The following is an 18,170-nucleotide window of genomic DNA, read 5'->3' on the forward strand; positions in this document are numbered from 1 at the left end:
TCGCCGGTGGAAAAAGATCTAGGGTGGGGGCATGAGCACGATGTACGCGGCGCTGCTGCGCGGGGTCAACGTCAGCGGTCACCGGCGGGTTCCCATGGCGGAACTCCGTACGCTGCTCGGGGAGCTGGGACACGAGGACGTGGCCACCCATCTGCAGAGCGGCAACGCCGTGTTCCGCAGCGCGTCGGGCGACGAGAACGCCCTGGCCGCCGAGCTGGAGCGGGGGATCGAGGAACGGTTCGGCTTTCCGGTCGACTGCCTCGTCCGCTCGGGCGCCTATCTCGCGGGCGTGGCCGACGCCTGTCCCTTTCCGGCCGCCGAGCTCGAGGCGAAGCAGCTGCACGTCACCTACTTCGACCGGGCCGTGGACGCCGCCCGGTTCGCCTCGCTCGACGCCGACGCCTTCCGCCCCGAAGAGTTCCGGCTGGGGGACCGCGCCCTCTATCTGTACGCGCCCGACGGGCTCGGGCGCTCCAAGCTCGCCGTGGCGCTCGGACGGCCCGCCTTCACCCGTGGCCTCGTCGCCACGAGCCGTAACTGGAACACCGTGGTCAAGCTTGTGGAGATGACGCGTGACTGAGCACTCGCCCGCCGTGGCCGCAGCCATCGAGGGCGAGCTCCGCCTCCTCGACCCCGTGGTGCGGGCCTCCGCCGATGTGCTGGCCACGCTGCTGCACCCGGACTTCCGGGAGATCGGCACCAGTGGCCGTCTCTGGCAGCGGGACACGATCATCGCCATGCTCACGCAACCGGACGTGGACCCGGGTGCTCCGCCTCCCGTCGCGATCACCGCGTCACGGATGCGGGGCGACCAGCTCGCACCGGACCTGGTGCACCTCACCTTCGACACGGAGTCCCAGGGCCTGCGGTCCCACCGCAGTTCACTGTGGCGGCTGGCGGGGGACGGCTGGCTGCTCTACTTCCACCAGGCGACGCCCTTCATCGACGATCCGTTCGCCGAGGTCTGAGCCGGCGCCTCCCGCCGGTTCCCGCACCCCCGCAGCACACGCCCGGGCGGCCCCGCAAGAGTGCCGCGCCGGTCTGATCTGTGCCCGTCGCCCGGCCGGTTTTCGCCGGAGGGGCTGATTCCGGCCAATTGGGGCCGCCGGGCAAAACGCCGGTAAGCCACCCGAACGGGCCGCACGCCGACGGGCCCGGTCCGGGCCGCGGAGACCCGCGCCGCCGCGCTTTCCGGGCGGGGGTGGTGTGTGTGAACGCGATGCGCGTAGACAGGGGCCGACGTCCGCTCCCCGTTACGGGCTTTGCTGCAATTCGCTGTCCTCCTCCGTTCGGTGAGCGGACGCCGTTGTTCGGAGGTCATCCGCACGCATATCGGAGTTCAGGGTCCGTTCTCCGTTCCGGTCCGGAAGACGTCCTTGTCACCGGTTCAAGCGGAGTCAAGGATTCGAGGCGTGCGGTTGGCAGGTCCACGACTAGAACCCACTGGTCTCGGACGGCCGCATACTCCGGACCGCCCACCCAGCGGACCGGACACCCCCCAATGACGGAGGATCCTGTGACCTTCAAGCGCTTCGCCCCCCTCTCCTCGATCTCCAGACGCGCCCGTCTCATCGCCGCGACCTCAGGTCTGGTCACCGCCGTGGCGCTCGCCGCGCCCACCGCGGTCGCCCAGGCCGCACCGGACACCACCGTGACGAAGGCCGAGCTGGCCGAGGCCAGTTCAGCCGTACGCGGTGCCGACATCGCGGGCACCGCCTGGTACACCGAGGCGAGCACCGGCAAGGTCGTCGTGACCGTCGACAGCACGGTCACCGCCGCCGAGATCGCCACGATCAAGAAGTCGGTCACCGACTCGGGCGCGAAGGCCGACATCAACCGCACCGAGGGCACGTTCAACAAGCTCATCGCGGGCGGCCAGGCCATCTACGCCGGCGGCGGCCGCTGCTCCCTCGGCTTCAACGTCCGCAGCGGCAGCACCTACTACGCGCTGACCGCCGGGCACTGCACCGAGATAGGCAGCACCTGGTACACCAACTCCGGGCAGACCACCACCCTCGGCACGAGGGCCGGCTCCAGCTTCCCGACCAACGACTACGGGCTCATCCGGCACTCGAGTTCCGCCGCCGCCGACGGCCGGGTCTACCTGTACAACGGCAGCTACCAGGACATCACCTCCGCCGCGACCCCCAGCGTCGGCCAGTCCGTCAAGCGCAGCGGCTCCACCACCGGCGTCCACAGCGGCACCGTCACCGGCCTCAACGCGACGGTGAACTACGGCAGCGGTGACATCGTCTACGGCATGATCCAGACCAACGTCTGCGCCGAGCCCGGCGACAGCGGCGGTTCGCTCTTCTCGGGCACCACGGCCCTGGGCCTCACCTCCGGCGGCAGCGGCAACTGCTCCTCCGGCGGCACCACGTTCTTCCAGCCGGTCACCGAGGCACTGAGCGCCTACGGCGTCAGCGTCTTCTAGACCTCACGCACAGCACCCCCCGCCGACGGGCCGCGCTCACCGAGCGCGGCCCGTTGTCGTGACCGCTTCCCGTGCGGGCGGGCGCTGTGCCAGGCTCGTGGGCATGCGTCACATCATCGTGGGAACCGGCGCCGTCGGCGGCGCCATAGGCGGGCGGCTGGCGGAGGCGGGCCACGAGGTGGTGCTCGTCGCGCGCGGAGCGCAGTACGAGGCCCTGCGTGACGACGGGCTGCGCCTCACCACACCAGAGGGCACCCGCACCCACCGCCTCCCCGTCGTCGACGGCCCGGAGGCACTGGACCTCGGTCCGGACGACGTCCTCGTCCTCGCCGTCAAGACCCAGGACAGCGTCGCCGCCCTCGACGCCTGGAGCGCACGGCCCGTGGCGGGCGGCGGAACCGCGGGGGAGCGGCTCCCCCTGATCTGCGCGCAGAACGGCGTCGAGAGCGAACGCCTGGCCCTGCGCCGGTTCCACCGTGTCTACGGCTGCTGCGTCTACCTCCCCGCGAGCTTCGTGGAGCCGGGCAGGGTCCTCGCCGCCGGAGCCCCGCTCACCGGCATCCTCCACCTCGGCCGGTATCCGTCCGGCGCCGACGACACGGTGCGCGCCGTCTCCGCGGACTGGGAGAAGGCGAAGCCGGAGGCCCCCGTCGTCCCCGATGTGATGCGCTGGAAGTACGCGAAGCTGCTCTCCAACCTCGCCAACGCGATCGAGGCGGTCACCGGGGTGCTCGACGGCCCGGAGGGATTCGCCCTCTTCGACCGGGCCCGGGCGGAAGGGCGGGCGGTGCTCGCTGCGGCCGGCATCGAGGCGACGGGAAGCGAGGAGCAGGAGGAGGCCCGTGGCGGCAGGATCCGCTTCGACCCGTTCGACGGGGCCGAGCGCGGCGGCGGCTCGTCCTGGCAGAGCCTCAGCCGGGGCACGGGCACCATCGAGGCCGACTACCTCAACGGAGAGATCGTCCTGCTCGGCAGGCTGCACGGCATCCCGACACCGGTCAACGAGGTGCTGCGGCACACCGCGAACGCCTTCGCCCGGGAGCGCCGCGCCCCCGGCTCGATGACGGTCGCCGAACTCACCGCCCTGGTGGACGCGGCGTCCTGAGACCCGAGGGCGCTGTCGCATTTCTTCATGACCCGGCCGCCGGGCGGAACGCACGATGGGCGCATGCAGACCGCGTACACACACGTGGCCGAATGCGCCACGGAGTCCGCCCGGGTCGCCCGGGGCATCGAGGCCACGATGCCGCTCACCTCCACGACCCCCTGCCACGGCTGGGACCTGCGGGAACTGATCAACCACTGGGTGCTCTACAGCGCGTACGGCCTGGAGCACCGGGCCCTGCGCACCCCCATCCCCGGCGAACTGACGGCGCGTGACTTCACGGCCGACCCCGGCCGGCCCGACCGGTACGCGGCCCAGCTGGAACGCGCGGTCGCCGCCTGGTCCGACCCGGCGGCCCGGGAGGGCACCGTCGACACCGGGCACGGCTCCACCCCTGCCGGGGAGATGGCCGCGATGCTCCTCATGGAGATGGTGCTGCACGGCTGGGACGTGGCCCGGGCCACCGGACAGGAGTGCGGCCCGGAGCCGTGGGCCACAGTCTCCCTTCTTCGAGCCCGGGGCGCCCGGCCCTCATGACGATGGTTTCACCGAGACGGTGGGCTCCAGCCGGACCACGATGCCCTTGGCGGTCGGCTGGTTGCTGGTCGCGGCGACGCTGTCCAGCGGCAACAGGACATTGGTCTCCGGGTAGTAGGCGGCGGCGCATCCGGCCGACGTCGGGTAGGGCACCACCTTGAAGTCCTCCGCCCGGCGCAGGACATCGTCGGCCCACACGCTCACCAGGTCGACGCGCTGACCTTCCGCCAGGCCGAGCCGGTCCATGTCGTGCGGGTTCACCATGACCACCCGACGGCTTCCGTGGATACCCCGGTAGCGGTCGTTCTCGGTGTAGGGGATGGTGTTCCACTGGTCGTGGGAGCGCAAGGTCTGCAGCAGCAGGTGGCCCTCGGGGGCGCGCGACATCTCCCAGGCGTTGCAACTGAACAGGGCCTTGCCGACGGGGGTGGGGTAGATCCCTTCGTTGACCGGATTGGGCAGCCTGATGCCACCGGGGCGGATCACGCGCCGGTTGAAGTGGTGCAGCCCTGGCACCACGTGGGAGATGCGGTCACGGATGGTCCCGTAGTCGGCCTCGAACTGCTCCCACGGAATCCCGCCCTTGCCGTCGAGAGTCCGCACGGCGAGCCGGGCCAGGATGGCGACCTCGCTGAGCAGGAGTGTGGAGGCCGGCTTCAGACGCCCGTAGGAGGTGTGCACCTCGCTCATGGAGTTCTCCACGGTGACGAACTGCTCACCGGTCGCCTGCGTGTCCAACTCGGTACGGCCGAGGGTGGGCAGAATGAGGGCGGTCCGGCCGCAGACGGTGTGAGACCTGTTGAGCTTCGTAGAGATGTGGGCGGTGAAGTCGCACCGCCGCATGGCGTTCTCGGTGTAGGTGCTGTCCGGAGCGGCCCGGACGAAGTTGCCGGCGACGCCGAGGAAGACCTTGACACGGCCCTCCTGCATGGCCCTGATCGAGTTCACCGAGTCGAGGCCGTGGGCGCGGGGCGGTTCGAAGCCGAATTCCTGCTCCAGCGCGTCCAGGAACGAATCGGGCATCTGCTCCCAGATTCCCATCGTCCGGTCGCCCTGCACGTTGCTGTGCCCCCGGACCGGGCAGGTGCCGGCTCCGGCCTTGCCCAGGTTGCCGCGCAGAAGCAGGAAGTTCACGATCTCCCTGACGGTGGGGACACCGTGCTTCTGCTGCGTGACCCCCATGGCCCAGCACACGATGACACGTCTGCTGCTCAGGACCTCGTCGCGGACCGCCTCGATCTCCTCGCGAGTGAGATCCGTGGCGGTGAGGACGTCGTCCCAGGCGACGGTCCGGGCGTGCCGGGCGAACTCCTCGAACCCGCTGGTGTTCGAGCGGATGAATTCATGGTCGAGCACGGTGCCCGGCCGTTCGTCCTCGGCTTCGAGCAGAAGCCGGTTCAGACCCTGGAACAGCGCGAGGTCTCCGCCGCTGCGGATGTGAAGGAAACGATCGGCGATCCGGACGCCGTCGCCGATGACACCACGGGCCTTCTGAGGGTTCTTGAACCGCAGCAGTCCGGCCTCCGGCAGGGTGTTCACCGCGATGACGCGGGCGCCGTTCGCCTTGGCCTCCTCCAGCGCGGAGAGCTGTCGCGGGTGGTTGCTTCCGGGGTTCTGTCCCACCAGGAAGATCAGATCGGCGTGGTGGATGTCATCGAGGCTCACCGAGCCCTTGCCGGTGCCCAGGGTCTCGTGCAGAGCGAAGCCACTGGACTCGTGGCACATGTTGCTGCAGTCGGGCAGATTGTTGGTGCCGAAGACCCTGGCGAAGAGCTGAAGGAGGAACGCGGCCTCGTTGCTCACCCGGCCCGACGTGTAGAAGACCGCTTCGTCCGGCGAGTCCAGCGCCTTCAGTTCCTCGGAGAGCAGCCCCAGGGCGTCGTGCCAGCTGATCGGCTCGTAGTGGTCCGAACCGTCCCGCTTGACCATCGGCTCGGTGAGCCGGCCCTGCTGGTTGAGCCACAGATCGGAGCGCTTCCCCAGTTCGGAGACCGAGTGCCTGCGGAAGAAGTCGGCGGTGATGCGGCGCGTCGTGGCCTCATCGTTGATGTGCTTGGCGCCGTTCTCGCAGTACTCGTTGAGGTGCCGATGGCCCGGGGAGGGATCCGCCCAGGCGCAACCGGGGCAGTCGATGCCACCCACCTGGTTCATGGTCAGCAGCGTCGTGCCTGTCCGCCGGACCGATGTCTCCTCCAGGGAGTACTCCAGGGCGTGCGTCACCGCGGGCACTCCGGCCGCCCATTTCTTGGGCGGAGTCACGCTGAGTTCGTCACCGGGTTCTTGGCTCGGGGGCTTCTTCATCGGGCGTCTCTCGCTCTCTTGCGCTGAAGGAAGCGGGTCACCCGACAGGCCAGTGGGCAACCCGGCTTCTGGGCGGTTCCGGCTCCATCGGCTGGACGTGGCCGTTCCGGATGGAACCTCGCCAGGCGCCGCCCTCCTGGCCCAGACCCTCGATGAATTCTTTGAAATGCGCGAGTTCGGATCGGACCACGCGGTGCGTGAACCTGCTGAAGAGGTCCGCGGCTCCGTGCTGCTTCACTCTTATGCGTACGGAAATCTCGGTGCGGTCCGGTTCCGTCGTACGGAATGACACCTCACCCTGATGGCCGGAGCGCCCCCCGAGGCTTCGCCACACCACATGCGAGTCGGGAATCTGTTCCACGATCTCAGCCGCGAACTCGCGTCGCACCGGGCCGAAACCGATCACCCAGTTGGTGAGATTCGGCCGGATCTGCTCGACCCTCTTCACCGTGGACATGAAGCGCGGGAAGCTTTTGTACTGCGTCCACTGGTTGTAGGCAGTACGAACCGGCACCGCGACTTCAATTGTCTCTTCAATGATATTCATGTCCCACCTGTCCTGCCGCCGCCGCTCTCGGTGTCACCGCTTCTGTCCACGACGAAGCCGCTTCCGTGCCCGCCTCGTCAATTCCGTTCCGGGTTTCCGGCGTCGTTCGAGCGCGTCGATCCGCGGTCCGGTGCACCCACCGCTCCGTTTGACTTGTGGTGATGTGTCATCGCGTTCTCCTCGTGGCGTCGCGAGCGCATTGCATGGGCATGAGGCCGGGCAAGGAAAAAGGCACCGACCACCGGTGGTGGAGTCGCTGAGTCCCCGGGTTCCGCCCCCGCAGGAACAACGCGGGACAGGGGTACAGACAGTCAAACCTGCCGCATATCGCGCCGCAAGTGGCGGAGCCCGTGGCAGGGCCCGGCCGGGTACTTCATTCCCGTACATCGCTGTGGGCGGGGACGGGCAGTTCCGGTCACCTGCTTCTAGGCTTGGAAAAGCCGGATGGAACGACCGCACAGGGCGGACCCGACGACAGCGAGTTCCTCGGTGACAGGACGGAACTCCTCGCGTCGGGCGTTGTGGTGGGTGGTGGCGGCGTCCATGGGCCACAGTACGATCCACCCCGCGACGATGAAGATCGTCTCCGCCGAGGCGATGCCTGCGAGGATGCCCAGCGGCGTATTGGTCAGGCCACTGACGACCGCCCCGGCAACCGCTCCGAGGATCGACGCGCCGGTGAGCCGGGGAACGGCGGAGAGCAGCAACCTGCGGATCATGGGGACCTCGAAGCGGTGCCTCGGCTGTACCGAAAGGGGCCATGGCCTTCCGGCATCTTCAGCGTATTTACGCACGGGCCGGGCGGCAGTCCGGCCGTCGTGACGTCACCGCCGTCGGACGAGGCGCTCCAGGAGCGGGTGGGCGCGCTGTCCGCGGTGGCGAGGTACGGGCGGAGCGTGCGCCGGCCGCGTGCACGGCGGCGTCCGGGTGCGGACGATCCCGAGAGTGCTGCTCGGTGCCCGGTCCTGGAAGAGGGCCGCCGCTGACGAGGGGCGGCCCACGCCGACGGAGCGCGCCGGACGCGCTTAGGCGCTCAACGCCCCGTCGACCGGAACGAGCGCCTCGTCGTACCGGGTCAGCAGCAGCCGGGCCAGCGCGGGGGACGGCCCCAGGACCCCGGCCAGCACATCAGCCCCGGCCTCCTCCGCCCCCGCCGCGATGCGGTCGGGGAGACGGCCGGGCGCGATGACGTACGGGGCGACCGCGACCCGCCGTACGCCGTCGGCCCGCAGGGCGCGTACGACGTGGGCGGTGCGAGGGAGGGATGCGGAGGCGAACGCAGGCCGCACGGCGCACCAACCGGTGTGCCGCAGCTCCCGCGCGATTTCAGCGATCACTGCGATCGCCTCCGGGTCTGTGGAGCCCGCCGAGGCCAGGACCAGCCCGGTCGAGCGCTTGTCGCCGGGGGAGACCCCGGCCTCGTACAGCCTCTGTTCCAGCGCCGCGTTCAGCAGCGGGGACGGGCCGAGGACCTCGGCCTGGCCGATCCGCAGCCGCGGCAGCCGTGCGCGGGCCTCGCGCAGCACCGAGGGGATGTCCGACTTGGCGTGGAAGGCCCGGGTCAAGAGCAGGGGGAGCGCGACGACGTCGCCCGCCCCCTCCGCGGCCAGGCGCTCCAGCACCCGGGGCACGGACGGGGCGTTGAACTCCAGGAAGCCCGTCTCCACGCGCAGCCCGGGCCGCAGCGACCGTACCCGCGCGGTGAGCGCGTGGACGGTCGCCGCGTGCCGCGGGTCGCGGCTGCCGTGGGCGATGACGAGCAGGACGGGGGAGGCCATGGGAGATCAGCCCTTCACGAGGAGACCGCGGCTGCGCAGCACCCGCCGCTCCAGCGGGCTGAAGATCAGCAGGTCGATCGCGATGCCGACGAACAGGATCAGGAGGATCGCCAGGAAGATCCCCGGCATGTCGAAGTTGTTCCGGCCGTTCTCCAGCAACTGGCCGAGTCCCAGGCCCAGATCGGGCGAGGACGCGATGATCTCGGCGGCCATCAGCGAGCGCCAGGAGAACGCCCAGCCCTGCTTGAGGCCCGCCAGATAGCCGGGCAGCGCCGCCGGCAGGACGATGTGGATCGTCCCGCGCAGCCCCGTCGCACCGATCGTGCGGCCCGCGCGCAGGAAGAGCGGCGGCACCTGGTCGACACCGGAGACCAGACCGTTGGCGACGGACGGCACCGCGCCGAGCAGGATCACCGCGTACATCGTCTTGTCGTCGAGGCCGAGCCAGATGATGGCCGGCGCCACCCACGCCACGGACGGCAGGGACTGCAGCCCGGAGAGGATCGGGCCGATCGCCGCCCGGACCACCTTCACCCGTGCCACCAGCAGACCCAGCGGGGTGCCGATCGCGACGGCCATCACGAAACCGAGGAGACCGCGCGACACACTGGTCCAGACGACCTCCAGCAGGGTGCCCTGCATCCACATGTCGGTCAGGCTGTCCCAGACGGCCGCGGGCGGCGGGAGCTTGTAGTCGTCGGTGACCTTCGCCCAGACCAGCACCTGCCAGACGAGCACCACCAGGACGACCGCGACGACCGGCGGCAGGACCTTGTTGAGCAGGATCTCGCGGGTCGGCGTCCTGCGCACCTGTACGGCGTCGAGGGCGTCCAGGCCCGCCTCGAGCCCCGCCAGGTCGTCGGCCTTCGTCTCAGTGCTGGCCATGTCGGCGGATCTCCCCACGCAGTTGTTCGGTGATCTCGACGGACAGCTCCGCCACGGCGGTGTCCTCGATGCGGCGAGGCTGCTCGATGTCGACCGTCCACTCCCGGGCGATCCGGCCGGGACGCGACGACAGCAGGATGACGCGCTGGGCGAGCCGCACCGCCTCACGCACGTTGTGGGTGACGAAGAGGACGGAGGCGTGCGTCTCCCGCCAGATCCGGGTCAGTTCGTCGTGCAGCACATCGCGAGTGATGGCGTCGAGCGCGGCGAACGGCTCGTCCATCAGCAGCAGCTGGCTGTCCTGGGCGAGCGCCCGGGCCATCGCCACACGCTGGCGCATCCCGCCCGAGAGCTCGTGCACCCGCTTCCCGTACGCCCCGCCGAGGCGCACGAGTTCGAGCAGCCGCTCCGCCTCGGGGCGGCGGTCCGACTTCGGCACCCCGCGCAGCCGCAGGGCGAGTTCGATGTTCTTGCCCGCGGTCAGCCACGGGAAGAGGGCGTGCTCCTGGAACATCAGGGCCGGCCGCCCGCCGGGGGTCTCGATGGACCCCGCGGTCGGGCGGTCGAGTCCGGCCACCAGGTTGAGCAGGGTCGATTTGCCGCACCCGGATGCTCCCAGGAGGGTGACGAACTCGCCCGGAGCGACATCGAGCGTGATGTCGTCCAGGACGAGCTGCTGCCCCGTGGGCCCGGCGAAGGACTTGGACACGTTCGTGATGCGAGCGGCGTGCTCGACCGCTGCACGGTCCTCGGCCTTGGTGAGGGTGGTGGTCGCCATGGTCGTCACCTCCTGGGAGTCGTCAGTGATCCTGATGCGGTCGGGCTTACTTGACGCCGAGACCGGCGTCGGCGACCTCGGGCTGCCCCGCGGCCTTGAGGATCTTGTTCAGCGGCTTCAGGTCGTAGATGCCGCCCAGATCGGGCTTCTCCAGCAGGCCGGCCTTGACCGCGTGGTCCGCCTGCGCCTCGAGCGTGGCGGCCAGCGGGTCGTCGGTGATCTGGATGGACTCCCAGGCCGGGTCGAGTACCTCGGCGGGCAGGGCCTTGCCGCTCAGCTCCTTGAGCGCCGCGTTGGCCGAGGCCTTCGCCTTGTCCGGGTTGGCGTTGATCCACTTGTTGGTACTCACCGTGCCGCGCAGCACCGCGTCGACGACGTCCGGGTGCTCGGAGAGGAACTTCTGCGACACGATGATGTTCGTGATGACGAACTTGTCGTCCGGCCACAGGGACGACTCGTCCAGCAGGACCTTGCCGCCCTCGGCGACCAGCTTCGAGGCCGTCGGCTCCGGAACCCAGGCGCCGTCCAGGGACCCTGCCTTGAAGGCGTCGGGGGTCACCTTGTTGTCCGAACGGACCACGGAGACGTCGCCCTTGCCGCTCTGGGCGTCGACCTTCCAGCCCTTCTCGGAGATCCAGTTGAGGAACGCCACGTCCTGCGTGTTGCCGAGCTGCGGGGTGGCGATCTTCTTGCCCTTGAGGTCGTCCAGGGTCTTGATCTTCTTCGGGTTCACGACGAGCTTCACGCCGCCGGAGGCCGAGCCGCCGACGATCCGCAGGCTCTGGCCCTTGGACTTGCTGTAGCCGTTGATCGAGGGCGAGGGGCCGATGAAGCCGATGTCGATCGAACCCGCGTTGAGCGCCTCGATCTCGGAGGGCCCGGCGTTGAACGTCGAGGGCTTGACCGTGGTGCCGCCCAGCTCCTTGGCGATGAGGCCTTCCTGGATGCCGACCAGGGCGGTGGCGTGCGTGAGGTTCGGGAAATAACCGATCTTCACGGTGTCGGCCGAGAGCTTCTTCCCGCCGGCGGAGACGTTCGACTTCGCGGAGTCGTCGTCCTTCGCCTCGGAACCGTAGCCGCAGGCGGTGGCCGCCACGGCGAGCAGCGGCAGAGCGGCGGCAGCGGCGAGGCCGCGGCGGAGAGTGGTACGGGTGGCAGGCACGGGAGGCTTTCCTCTCGTTGGCCCGGTGCTCACGTCCCTCTGGGACCAGGGGGCGCGGCCGGGCGATCGGCAGGTCTTCGTCTGAACTGGCGGTGCGGTCGGTGCGAGCGGGCGCGCAGGCAGTGCGCGTACGTCATCACGCACATCGCCCGACCCCGCCCTGGCCGCTGCCGAGGGCGCCGCTGCCGACCCGGCCGCCCTCCTTCGCGAAGGTCGAGAAGAAGTCGGTGATCATCAGAAGTCCCACTCCGCGTCCTCGGCGGAGGTGTCCGCGTCCGCGTTCCCGTCGGTCACGGCGGCGAACGAGGCGCCCGCCATGCCGGCCGTCAGCGTGGTGCCGTCGGCCGGGTCGATCAGCAGGAACGAGCCGGTGCGCCGCGAGTCGGCGTAGGCGTCGAGCGCGAGCGGCTCGGCGGTACGCACGACGACCCGGCCGATGTCGTTGGCCACCAGCTGCCCGGGCGCCGGGTGCTGGGAGAGGTCGTCCAGCGTGAGCCGCGACGGGATCTCCTTGACGATCGCCTTGACCGTACGGGTGGTGTGCTTGAGCAGCACCCGCTGGCCCACCGTGAGCGGCTGGTCGGCCACGTGGCAGACGGTCGCCTCGACGTCCTGCGTGGTGGCGGGCACGTCCGCGCTCGGCGCGATGAGATCGCCGCGGGAGATGTCCAGGTCGTCGCTGAGCCGCAGGGTCACGGACTGCGGCGCCCAGGCGATGTCGACGCTATCGCCGAGCGCGTCGATCCCCTCGATCGTGGTGGTGCGTCCGGACGGCAGCACGGAGACCGACTCGCCGACCCGGAACACCCCGGCGGCGATCTGGCCGGCGTACCCCCGGTAGTCGGGGTGCTCGGCGGTCTGCGGGCGGATCACGTACTGGACCGGGAAGCGGGCGTGGCACTCGGTCAGGTCGTGGCTGACGGGCACCGTCTCCAGGTGCTCCAGGACGGTCGGTCCGCCGTACCAGTCCATGTGCGCGGACGGCTCCACGACGTTGTCGCCGGCCAGTGCGGAGATCGGGATCGCTGTGATCTCCGGGACGCCGAGCGAGGCGGCGTACGCGGTGAACTCCTCCGCTATCGCCGCGAACACGGGCTCCGCGTACTCCACGAGGTCCATCTTGTTGACGGCGAGGACGACGTGGGGGACGCGCAGGAGTGCGGCGACGGCGGCGTGGCGGCGGGTCTGCTCGACGACGCCGTTGCGGGCGTCGACCAGGACGACGGCGAGTTCGGCGGTGGAGGCGCCGGTGACCATGTTGCGGGTGTACTGCACGTGGCCGGGAGTGTCGGCGAGGATGAAGCGGCGGCGGGGCGTGGCGAAGTAGCGGTAGGCCACGTCGATGGTGATGCCCTGCTCGCGCTCGGCGCGCAGTCCGTCGGTGAGGAGTGCGAGGTCGGGGGTGTCCTGGCCGCGGTTGGTGGAGGCCAGGGTGACGGCTTCGAGCTGGTCGGTGAGGACCGACTTGGAGTCGTGCAGGAGGCGTCCGACGAGGGTGGACTTGCCGTCGTCGACGGAACCGGCGGTGGCGAACCGCAGCAGGGTGGTGGCCGAGAGCTGCTCGGTGGTGGTGGTCATTTTTAGAAGTACCCCTCGCGCTTGCGGTCTTCCATCGCGGCCTCGGACATCTTGTCGTCGGCGCGGGTGGCGCCCCGCTCGGTGAGGCGGGAGGCGGCGATCTCGGTGATGACGGCGTCCAGGGTGGTGGCGTCGGAGTCGACGGCGCCGGTGCAGGACATGTCGCCGACGGTGCGGTAGCGCACCTGGCGGGTCTCGACCTTCTCGTGGTCCTTGGGGCCGCCCCAGTCGCCCGCGGTGAGCCACATGCCGGAGCGGCTGAAGACCTCGCGCTCGTGGGCGAAGTAGATCTCCGGGAGCTCGATGCCCTCGCGCTCGATGTACTGCCAGACGTCGAGCTCGGTCCAGTTGGAGATCGGGAAGACGCGGACGTGTTCGCCGGGGGCGTGGCGGCCGTTGTAGAGCTGCCACAGCTCGGGGCGCTGGCGGCGGGGGTCCCACTGGGAGAACTCGTCGCGCAGGGAGAAGACGCGTTCCTTGGCGCGGGCCTTCTCCTCGTCGCGGCGTCCGCCGCCGAAGACGGCGTCGAAGCGGTGCTGCTGGATCGCCTCGGTCAGCGGGACCGTCTGGAGCGGGTTGCGGGTGCCGTCGGGGCGCTCGCGGAGCTTGCCGGCGTCGATGTACTCCTGGACGGAGGCGACGTGCAGGCGCAGCCCGTGCTTCTCGACGGTGCGGTCGCGGTATTCGAGGACCTCGGGGAAGTTGTGCCCGGTGTCCACGTGCAGCAGGGTGAACGGGATCGGTGCGGGGGCGAACGCCTTCAGCGCGAGGTGCAGCATCAGGATCGAGTCCTTGCCGCCGGAGAAGAGGATCACCGGCCGCTCGAACTCACCCGCCACCTCACGGAAGATGTGCACCGCCTCCGACTCCAGGGAGTCCAGGTGGCTCAGCGCGTACGGGTTGACAGTGCCTTCCGGCACGGTGGCGACAGTGCTCACGCCAGGCCCCTCTCGGTGAGCAGCGCACGGAGCGCCGCTGCGGACTCCTGCACGGTCTGCTGGTGCGACTCGATCCGCAGATCCGGCGACTCGGGTGCCTCGTAGGGGTCGTCGACCCCGGTGAGACCACTGATCTCGCCCGCTGCCTGCTTGGCGTACAGCCCCTTCACATCGCGCTCGGAGCACACCTCGACCGGGGTCGCGACGTGCACCTCCAGATACGCGGTGCCCTCCTGCTGATGGCGCTTCCGTACGGCGTCACGGCTGTCGGCGTACGGCGCGATCACCGGGACGAGGGCCTTCACGCCGTTGGCGGCCAGCAGTTCGGCGACGAAGCCGATCCGCTGGACGTTCGTGTGCCGGTCCTCGCGGGAGAAGCCGAGGCCCGCGGAGAGGAACTCCCGGATCTCGTCACCGTCGAGCACCTCGACCCGGTGCCCGTCGGCACGCAGCCGGCCGGCCAGCTCGTAGGCGATGGTGGTCTTGCCCGCGCTCGGCAGACCGGTGAGCCAGACGGTGGCTCCCGTCTCCGTCACGCTCATCGATATCTCCTGATCAGTCGTCATCAGCCGTGCAGCCCGCACTCGGTCTTGCCCCGCCCGGCCCAGCGGCCGGCCCGTGCGTCCTCGCCCTCCAGCACCCGGCGGGTGCAGGGCGCGCAGCCGACGGAGGCGTAACCGTCCATCAGCAGCGGGTTGGTGAGTACGCCGTGTTCGGCGACGTACGCGTCCACGTCGTCCTGGGTCCAGCGGGCGATCGGTGAGACCTTGACCTTGCGGCGCTTCTCGTCCCAGCCCACGACCGGGGTGTTCGCCCGGGTGGGGGACTCGTCGCGGCGCAGCCCGGTCGCCCAGGCCGAGTACGCCGTCAGCCCCTCCTCCAGCGGCTTGACCTTGCGCAGCGCGCAGCACAGGTCGGGGTCGCGGTCGTGCAGCTTCGGTCCGTACTCGGCGTCCTGCTCGGCCACCGACTGACGCGGGGTCAGGGTGATGAGGTTGACGTCCATCACGGCGTCCACCGCGTCCCGGGTGCCGATCGTCTCCTCGAAGTGGTAGCCCGTGTCCAGGAAGACGACGTCCACGCCGGGGAAGACCCGGGAGGCGAGGTGCGCGACGACCGCGTCCTCCATGGAGGAGGTGACGCAGAAGCGCTTGCCGAAGGTGTCGGCCGCCCACTTCAGGATGTCGCTCGCGGAGGCGTCCTCCAGGTCGCGTCCGGCCTGCTCGGCAAGGTCCCTCAGTGCCTCGTCGGTGAGCTCGGCGGTGTGCAGCGTGTCGGTCATGTCCCGTCCCCTTCCACGTCGTTGCGCTGGAGTCCCTGGGACAGCAGGCCCAGGAACTTCAGCTGGAACGCGCGATTGCAGGAAGCACATTCCCAGGCGCCGTGCCCTGCCTCGTGCGGGCGCAGGTCCTCGTCGCCGCAGTACGGGCAGTAGAACGGCGCGGCTCGCTCGCTCATGACAGCGACTCCGCACTGGCCCTGGCGGCCCAGGTCGCGAAGCGCTCGCCGTCCTCGCGCTCCTCCTGGAACCTGCCGAGCACCCGCTCGACGTAGTCCGGGAGTTCGGCCGAGGTGACCTTCAGACCGCGGACCTTCCGGCCGAAACCGGCCTCCAGGCCGAGCGCGCCGCCGAGGTGCACCTGGTAGCCCTCGACCTGGTTGCCGTCGCCGTCCAGCATGAGCTGGCCCTTGAGGCCGATGTCCGCGGTCTGGATGCGGGCACAGGCGTTGGGGCAGCCGTTGATGTTGATGGAGAGCGGCTCGTCGAAGTCCGGCATACGGCGCTCCAGTTCGTCGATGAGCGCGGCGCCGCGCGCCTTCGTCTCGACGATCGCCAGCTTGCAGAACTCGATGCCGGTGCAGGCCATCGTGCCGCGCCGGAAGGGGGAGGCGTTCACCTGGAAGTCCAGTGCCTCCAGACCGGCGGTCAGGGACTCGATCCGGTCCTGCTCCACGTCCAGGATGAGCATCTTCTGCTCGACCGTGGTGCGCACCCGGCCGGAGCCGTGTGCTTCGGCCAGGTCGGCGATCTTGGCGAGGGTGGAGCCGTCGACACGGCCGACGCGCGGGGCGAAGCCCACGTAGAAACGGCCGTCCTGCTGGGCGTGCACGCCGATGTGGTCGCGCCAGCGGGAGGACGGCTGCGCGGGCGGCGGTCCGTCCAGCATCGGGCGCTTGAGGTACTCGTCCTCGAGGATCTGGCGGAACTTCTCCGGACCCCAGTCGGCCATCAGGAACTTCAGGCGTGCGCGCGTGCGCAGCCGGCGGTAGCCGTAGTCGCGGAAGATCCCGACGACGCCGGCCCAGACGTCGGGGACCTCGTCCAGCGGCACCCAGGCGCCCAGGCGCTCGGCGAACCGCGGGTTGGTGGAGAGGCCGCCGCCGACCCACAGGTCGAAGCCGGGGCCGTGCTCGGGGTGGTCCACCCCGACGAAGGCGATGTCGTTGATCTCGTGCACCACGTCCTGGACCGGTGAGCCCGAGATCGCGGTCTTGAACTTGCGGGGCAGGTTGGAGAATTCCTTGCTGCCGATGTAGCGCTCATGGATCTCGTCGACCGCAGGCGTGCCGTCGATGATCTCGTCGGCGGCGATCCCGGCCACCGGGGAACCGATGATCACACGGGGGCAGTCGCCGCAGGCCTCGGTCGTCGAGAGCCCGACGGCCTCGAGCTTCTCCCAGATCGCCGGGACGTCCTCGATGCGGATCCAGTGCAGCTGGACGTTCTGCCGGTCGGTGACGTCGGCGGTGCCGCGCGCGTACTCCTGGGAGATCTCGCCGATGACGCGCAGCTGCCCGGTGGTCAGCCTCCCGCCGTCGATGCGGACGCGCAGCATGAAGTAGCGGTCGTCCAGCTCCTCCGGCTCCAGGACGGCGGTCTTGCCGCCGTCGATGCCGGGCCGGCGCTGGGTGTACAGCCCCCACCAGCGCATACGTCCGCGCAGGTCGTTCGGGTCGATGGAGTCGAACCCGCGCTTCGAGTAGATCGTCTCAATGCGCGTCCGCACGTTGAGACTGTCGTCGTCCTTCTTGAACTGCTCGTTCCCGTTGAGCGGGGTGTAGTGACCCATGGCCCACTGACCTTCACCACGGTGACGTCCGGCCTTGCGGCGGGGCGTGGCGGTAGCAGGCTTCTCGGGGATGGCGGCCATGGCTATACGTCCTTCGGGACTGCAGGAGGGCGGCTCTGAACTGCACACTCGCGTGAGGCGCGGCGGTGCGCAGGGGTGGAGCGGAGACTTCGGGAATTCGCGGTGCTGGAGACTCTCAGCGGACCGGACAGATGGCGCTGGACATGCGGCCGAGGTCGACGTGCCGCCGACTCACCAAGGCAATTCCAGTTCCAGACATGACGGAAGCGTGTCACGCGGATCTCGGGCCAGTCCACCACGATCCAACATGTGGACGAGATGGTCCCGAGGGGTGAGACGCTGTGGTGTCGGTCACGCCCTCGCTGTCGACAAGGCGACATGAGGGCGTGCGACCAGGCGGGCGATCAGGCGTGCGATCAGGCGTGCGATCAGGCGTGCGCACCGGGCCAGGGGCCGGGGTGGGCGACCTGGAGCTCCTGCTCGATCTTCGTGTCGAACAGCCGGAACCCCCGCCGCAGATAGTTGTCCATCGCGTGCGGGCCGTCGTCGGAGCACGTGTGCAGCCACACCCTCTTGGTGGGGGTCCGCTCCGGGTGGCGCTCCGCGAGGTCCCAGGCGCGCGCCACGCCGTACGACAGCAGGTGCCCGCCGATCCTGCGGCCCCGGAAGGCCGGGATCAGGCCGAAGTAGGTGATCTCGACGGCCCCGTCCTCCTGGGCGTCGAGCTCGATGAACCCCGCCGGGGTCCCCTTCTCGTACGCCACCCAGGTCTCGACCCCCGGCCGCTCCAGGAAGGCCCGCCACTGCGCGTGGGTGTGGTCCAGCCGGTCGGTCCACCGGACGTCCGCGCCCACCGCCGTGTAGAGGAACCGGCTGAACTCCGGCAGCGGTATCTCCGAGCGGGCGACCGTCACGCCGTCCGCGGGGAGGGCGGCGGGGCTCAGGTCGGAGGGCGACGTCTGTTCCAGATACCAGACGGTCACGTCGGAGACGGCGGAGGCGGAGTGGGTGGAGTCGCTCATGGCGGTCAGAAAA

General features: G+C 69.9%; 19 protein-coding genes and 1 pseudogene. 5 read left to right on the forward strand and 15 right to left on the reverse strand.

The window, feature by feature from the left end; translation table 11 throughout:
- Positions 1 to 31: 31 nt before the first annotated feature.
- The 5 genes from ACIP63_RS27020 to ACIP63_RS27040 all read left to right on the forward strand — a co-directional run bounded on the left by ACIP63_RS27020 (position 32) and on the right by ACIP63_RS27040 (position 4,076).
- A complete protein-coding gene (locus ACIP63_RS27020) occupies positions 32 to 580 on the forward strand; it encodes a DUF1697 domain-containing protein (protein WP_401520457.1) in 549 nt (182 codons plus the stop codon).
- Positions 573 to 968, forward strand: a complete 396-nt coding sequence (locus ACIP63_RS27025; protein WP_401520460.1) for a DUF4440 domain-containing protein — start codon at positions 573 to 575, stop codon at positions 966 to 968. The genes ACIP63_RS27020 and ACIP63_RS27025 overlap by 8 nt, the downstream gene beginning before the upstream one ends.
- Positions 969 to 1,516: 548 nt before the next feature.
- Positions 1,517 to 2,434: a S1 family peptidase gene (locus tag ACIP63_RS27030; RefSeq protein ID WP_401520462.1), complete on the forward strand. Its 918-nt coding sequence runs from the start codon at positions 1,517 to 1,519 to the stop codon at positions 2,432 to 2,434.
- Positions 2,435 to 2,537: 103 nt separating this feature from the next.
- Positions 2,538 to 3,539, forward strand: coding sequence for a ketopantoate reductase family protein (locus ACIP63_RS27035; protein ID WP_401520465.1), 1,002 nt, complete (start codon positions 2,538 to 2,540; stop codon positions 3,537 to 3,539).
- Between the two features lie 63 nt (positions 3,540 to 3,602).
- Entirely contained in the window at positions 3,603 to 4,076 is a 474-nt protein-coding gene (locus ACIP63_RS27040) for a TIGR03086 family metal-binding protein (RefSeq protein WP_401520467.1), read from the forward strand.
- Here ACIP63_RS27040 and ACIP63_RS27045 read toward each other — a convergent pair.
- The 15 genes and pseudogenes from ACIP63_RS27045 to ACIP63_RS27115 form a co-directional block, all read right to left on the reverse strand.
- Positions 4,071 to 6,377, reverse strand: a complete 2,307-nt coding sequence (locus ACIP63_RS27045; protein WP_401520470.1) for an FdhF/YdeP family oxidoreductase — start codon at positions 6,375 to 6,377, stop codon at positions 4,071 to 4,073. The two genes, ACIP63_RS27040 and ACIP63_RS27045, sit on opposite strands and share 6 nt — an antisense overlap.
- A gap of 37 nt (positions 6,378 to 6,414) precedes the next feature.
- Positions 6,415 to 6,924 (reverse strand): SRPBCC family protein, encoded by a 510-nt coding sequence (locus tag ACIP63_RS27050; RefSeq protein ID WP_401520472.1) that lies wholly within the window; start codon positions 6,922 to 6,924, stop codon positions 6,415 to 6,417.
- 452 nt (positions 6,925 to 7,376) lie between these two features.
- Positions 7,377 to 7,643: pseudogene (locus tag ACIP63_RS27055) on the reverse strand (DUF1345 domain-containing protein); the annotation flags it as partial.
- A gap of 306 nt (positions 7,644 to 7,949) precedes the next feature.
- Entirely contained in the window at positions 7,950 to 8,702 is a 753-nt protein-coding gene (locus ACIP63_RS27060) for a sirohydrochlorin chelatase (protein ID WP_401520474.1), read from the reverse strand.
- A 6-nt stretch (positions 8,703 to 8,708) separates the two neighbouring features.
- Positions 8,709 to 9,587, reverse strand: a complete 879-nt coding sequence (locus ACIP63_RS27065; RefSeq protein WP_401520476.1) for an ABC transporter permease — start codon at positions 9,585 to 9,587, stop codon at positions 8,709 to 8,711.
- Entirely contained in the window at positions 9,574 to 10,365 is a 792-nt protein-coding gene (locus tag ACIP63_RS27070) for an ABC transporter ATP-binding protein (RefSeq protein ID WP_401520479.1), read from the reverse strand. The genes ACIP63_RS27065 and ACIP63_RS27070 overlap by 14 nt, the downstream gene beginning before the upstream one ends.
- A gap of 46 nt (positions 10,366 to 10,411) precedes the next feature.
- Positions 10,412 to 11,527 carry an aliphatic sulfonate ABC transporter substrate-binding protein gene (locus ACIP63_RS27075; protein ID WP_401520482.1) on the reverse strand — a complete coding sequence of 372 codons (1,116 nt, stop codon included), beginning with the start codon at positions 11,525 to 11,527 and terminating at the stop codon, positions 10,412 to 10,414.
- 234 nt (positions 11,528 to 11,761) lie between these two features.
- Positions 11,762 to 13,105, reverse strand: a complete 1,344-nt coding sequence (locus ACIP63_RS27080) for a sulfate adenylyltransferase subunit 1 (RefSeq protein WP_401520485.1) — start codon at positions 13,103 to 13,105, stop codon at positions 11,762 to 11,764.
- A gap of 2 nt (positions 13,106 to 13,107) precedes the next feature.
- Complete coding sequence (gene cysD / locus ACIP63_RS27085; protein ID WP_401520488.1) at positions 13,108 to 14,043, reverse strand: sulfate adenylyltransferase subunit CysD; 936 nt, start codon at positions 14,041 to 14,043, stop codon at positions 13,108 to 13,110.
- On the reverse strand, positions 14,040 to 14,609 hold the full coding sequence (gene cysC / locus ACIP63_RS27090) for an adenylyl-sulfate kinase (RefSeq protein ID WP_099174957.1): 570 nt from the start codon (positions 14,607 to 14,609) through the stop codon (positions 14,040 to 14,042). The genes cysD and cysC overlap by 4 nt, the downstream gene beginning before the upstream one ends.
- On the reverse strand, positions 14,609 to 15,325 hold the full coding sequence (locus tag ACIP63_RS27095; RefSeq protein WP_401520492.1) for a phosphoadenylyl-sulfate reductase: 717 nt from the start codon (positions 15,323 to 15,325) through the stop codon (positions 14,609 to 14,611). Before ACIP63_RS27095 ends, cysC begins: the two co-directional genes overlap by 1 nt.
- Positions 15,322 to 15,501, reverse strand: coding sequence for a hypothetical protein (locus ACIP63_RS27100; protein ID WP_401520495.1), 180 nt, complete (start codon positions 15,499 to 15,501; stop codon positions 15,322 to 15,324). The genes ACIP63_RS27095 and ACIP63_RS27100 overlap by 4 nt, the downstream gene beginning before the upstream one ends.
- Complete coding sequence (locus tag ACIP63_RS27105) at positions 15,498 to 17,195, reverse strand: nitrite/sulfite reductase (protein ID WP_401520498.1); 1,698 nt, start codon at positions 17,193 to 17,195, stop codon at positions 15,498 to 15,500. Before ACIP63_RS27105 ends, ACIP63_RS27100 begins: the two co-directional genes overlap by 4 nt.
- Before the next feature lie 115 nt (positions 17,196 to 17,310).
- A complete protein-coding gene (locus ACIP63_RS27110; protein WP_349817346.1) occupies positions 17,311 to 17,394 on the reverse strand; it encodes a putative leader peptide in 84 nt (27 codons plus the stop codon).
- Positions 17,395 to 17,563: 169 nt separating this feature from the next.
- Positions 17,564 to 18,157: a GNAT family N-acetyltransferase gene (locus ACIP63_RS27115; RefSeq protein WP_401520500.1), complete on the reverse strand. Its 594-nt coding sequence runs from the start codon at positions 18,155 to 18,157 to the stop codon at positions 17,564 to 17,566.
- Positions 18,158 to 18,170 lie beyond the last annotated feature (13 nt).

The organism is Streptomyces sp. NPDC088746 (genome assembly GCF_044751065.1).
Lineage (GTDB): Bacteria > Actinomycetota > Actinomycetes > Streptomycetales > Streptomycetaceae > Streptomyces.

Excerpts from the sequence above, each read along its gene's own strand:
- ACIP63_RS27070 (WP_401520479.1), bottom strand. The coding sequence starts at position 10,365 with ATGGCGACCACCACCCTCACCAAGGCCGAGGACCGTGCAGCGGTCGAG.
- ACIP63_RS27050 (WP_401520472.1), bottom strand. The coding sequence starts at position 6,924 with ATGAATATCATTGAAGAGACAATTGAAGTCGCGGTGCCGGTTCGTACT.
- ACIP63_RS27040 (WP_401520467.1), top strand. The coding sequence starts at position 3,603 with ATGCAGACCGCGTACACACACGTGGCCGAATGCGCCACGGAGTCCGCC.
- ACIP63_RS27065 (WP_401520476.1), bottom strand. The coding sequence starts at position 9,587 with ATGGCCAGCACTGAGACGAAGGCCGACGACCTGGCGGGGCTCGAGGCG.
- ACIP63_RS27020 (WP_401520457.1), top strand. The coding sequence starts at position 32 with ATGAGCACGATGTACGCGGCGCTGCTGCGCGGGGTCAACGTCAGCGGT.
- ACIP63_RS27110 (WP_349817346.1), bottom strand. The coding sequence starts at position 17,394 with ATGTCTGGAACTGGAATTGCCTTGGTGAGTCGGCGGCACGTCGACCTC.
- ACIP63_RS27045 (WP_401520470.1), bottom strand. The coding sequence starts at position 6,377 with ATGAAGAAGCCCCCGAGCCAAGAACCCGGTGACGAACTCAGCGTGACT.
- ACIP63_RS27105 (WP_401520498.1), bottom strand. The coding sequence starts at position 17,195 with ATGGCCGCCATCCCCGAGAAGCCTGCTACCGCCACGCCCCGCCGCAAG.
- ACIP63_RS27100 (WP_401520495.1), bottom strand. The coding sequence starts at position 15,501 with ATGAGCGAGCGAGCCGCGCCGTTCTACTGCCCGTACTGCGGCGACGAG.
- ACIP63_RS27035 (WP_401520465.1), top strand. The coding sequence starts at position 2,538 with ATGCGTCACATCATCGTGGGAACCGGCGCCGTCGGCGGCGCCATAGGC.
- ACIP63_RS27060 (WP_401520474.1), bottom strand. The coding sequence starts at position 8,702 with ATGGCCTCCCCCGTCCTGCTCGTCATCGCCCACGGCAGCCGCGACCCG.
- ACIP63_RS27115 (WP_401520500.1), bottom strand. The coding sequence starts at position 18,157 with ATGAGCGACTCCACCCACTCCGCCTCCGCCGTCTCCGACGTGACCGTC.
- ACIP63_RS27095 (WP_401520492.1), bottom strand. The coding sequence starts at position 15,325 with ATGACCGACACGCTGCACACCGCCGAGCTCACCGACGAGGCACTGAGG.
- cysC (WP_099174957.1), bottom strand. The coding sequence starts at position 14,609 with ATGACGACTGATCAGGAGATATCGATGAGCGTGACGGAGACGGGAGCC.
- ACIP63_RS27080 (WP_401520485.1), bottom strand. The coding sequence starts at position 13,105 with ATGACCACCACCACCGAGCAGCTCTCGGCCACCACCCTGCTGCGGTTC.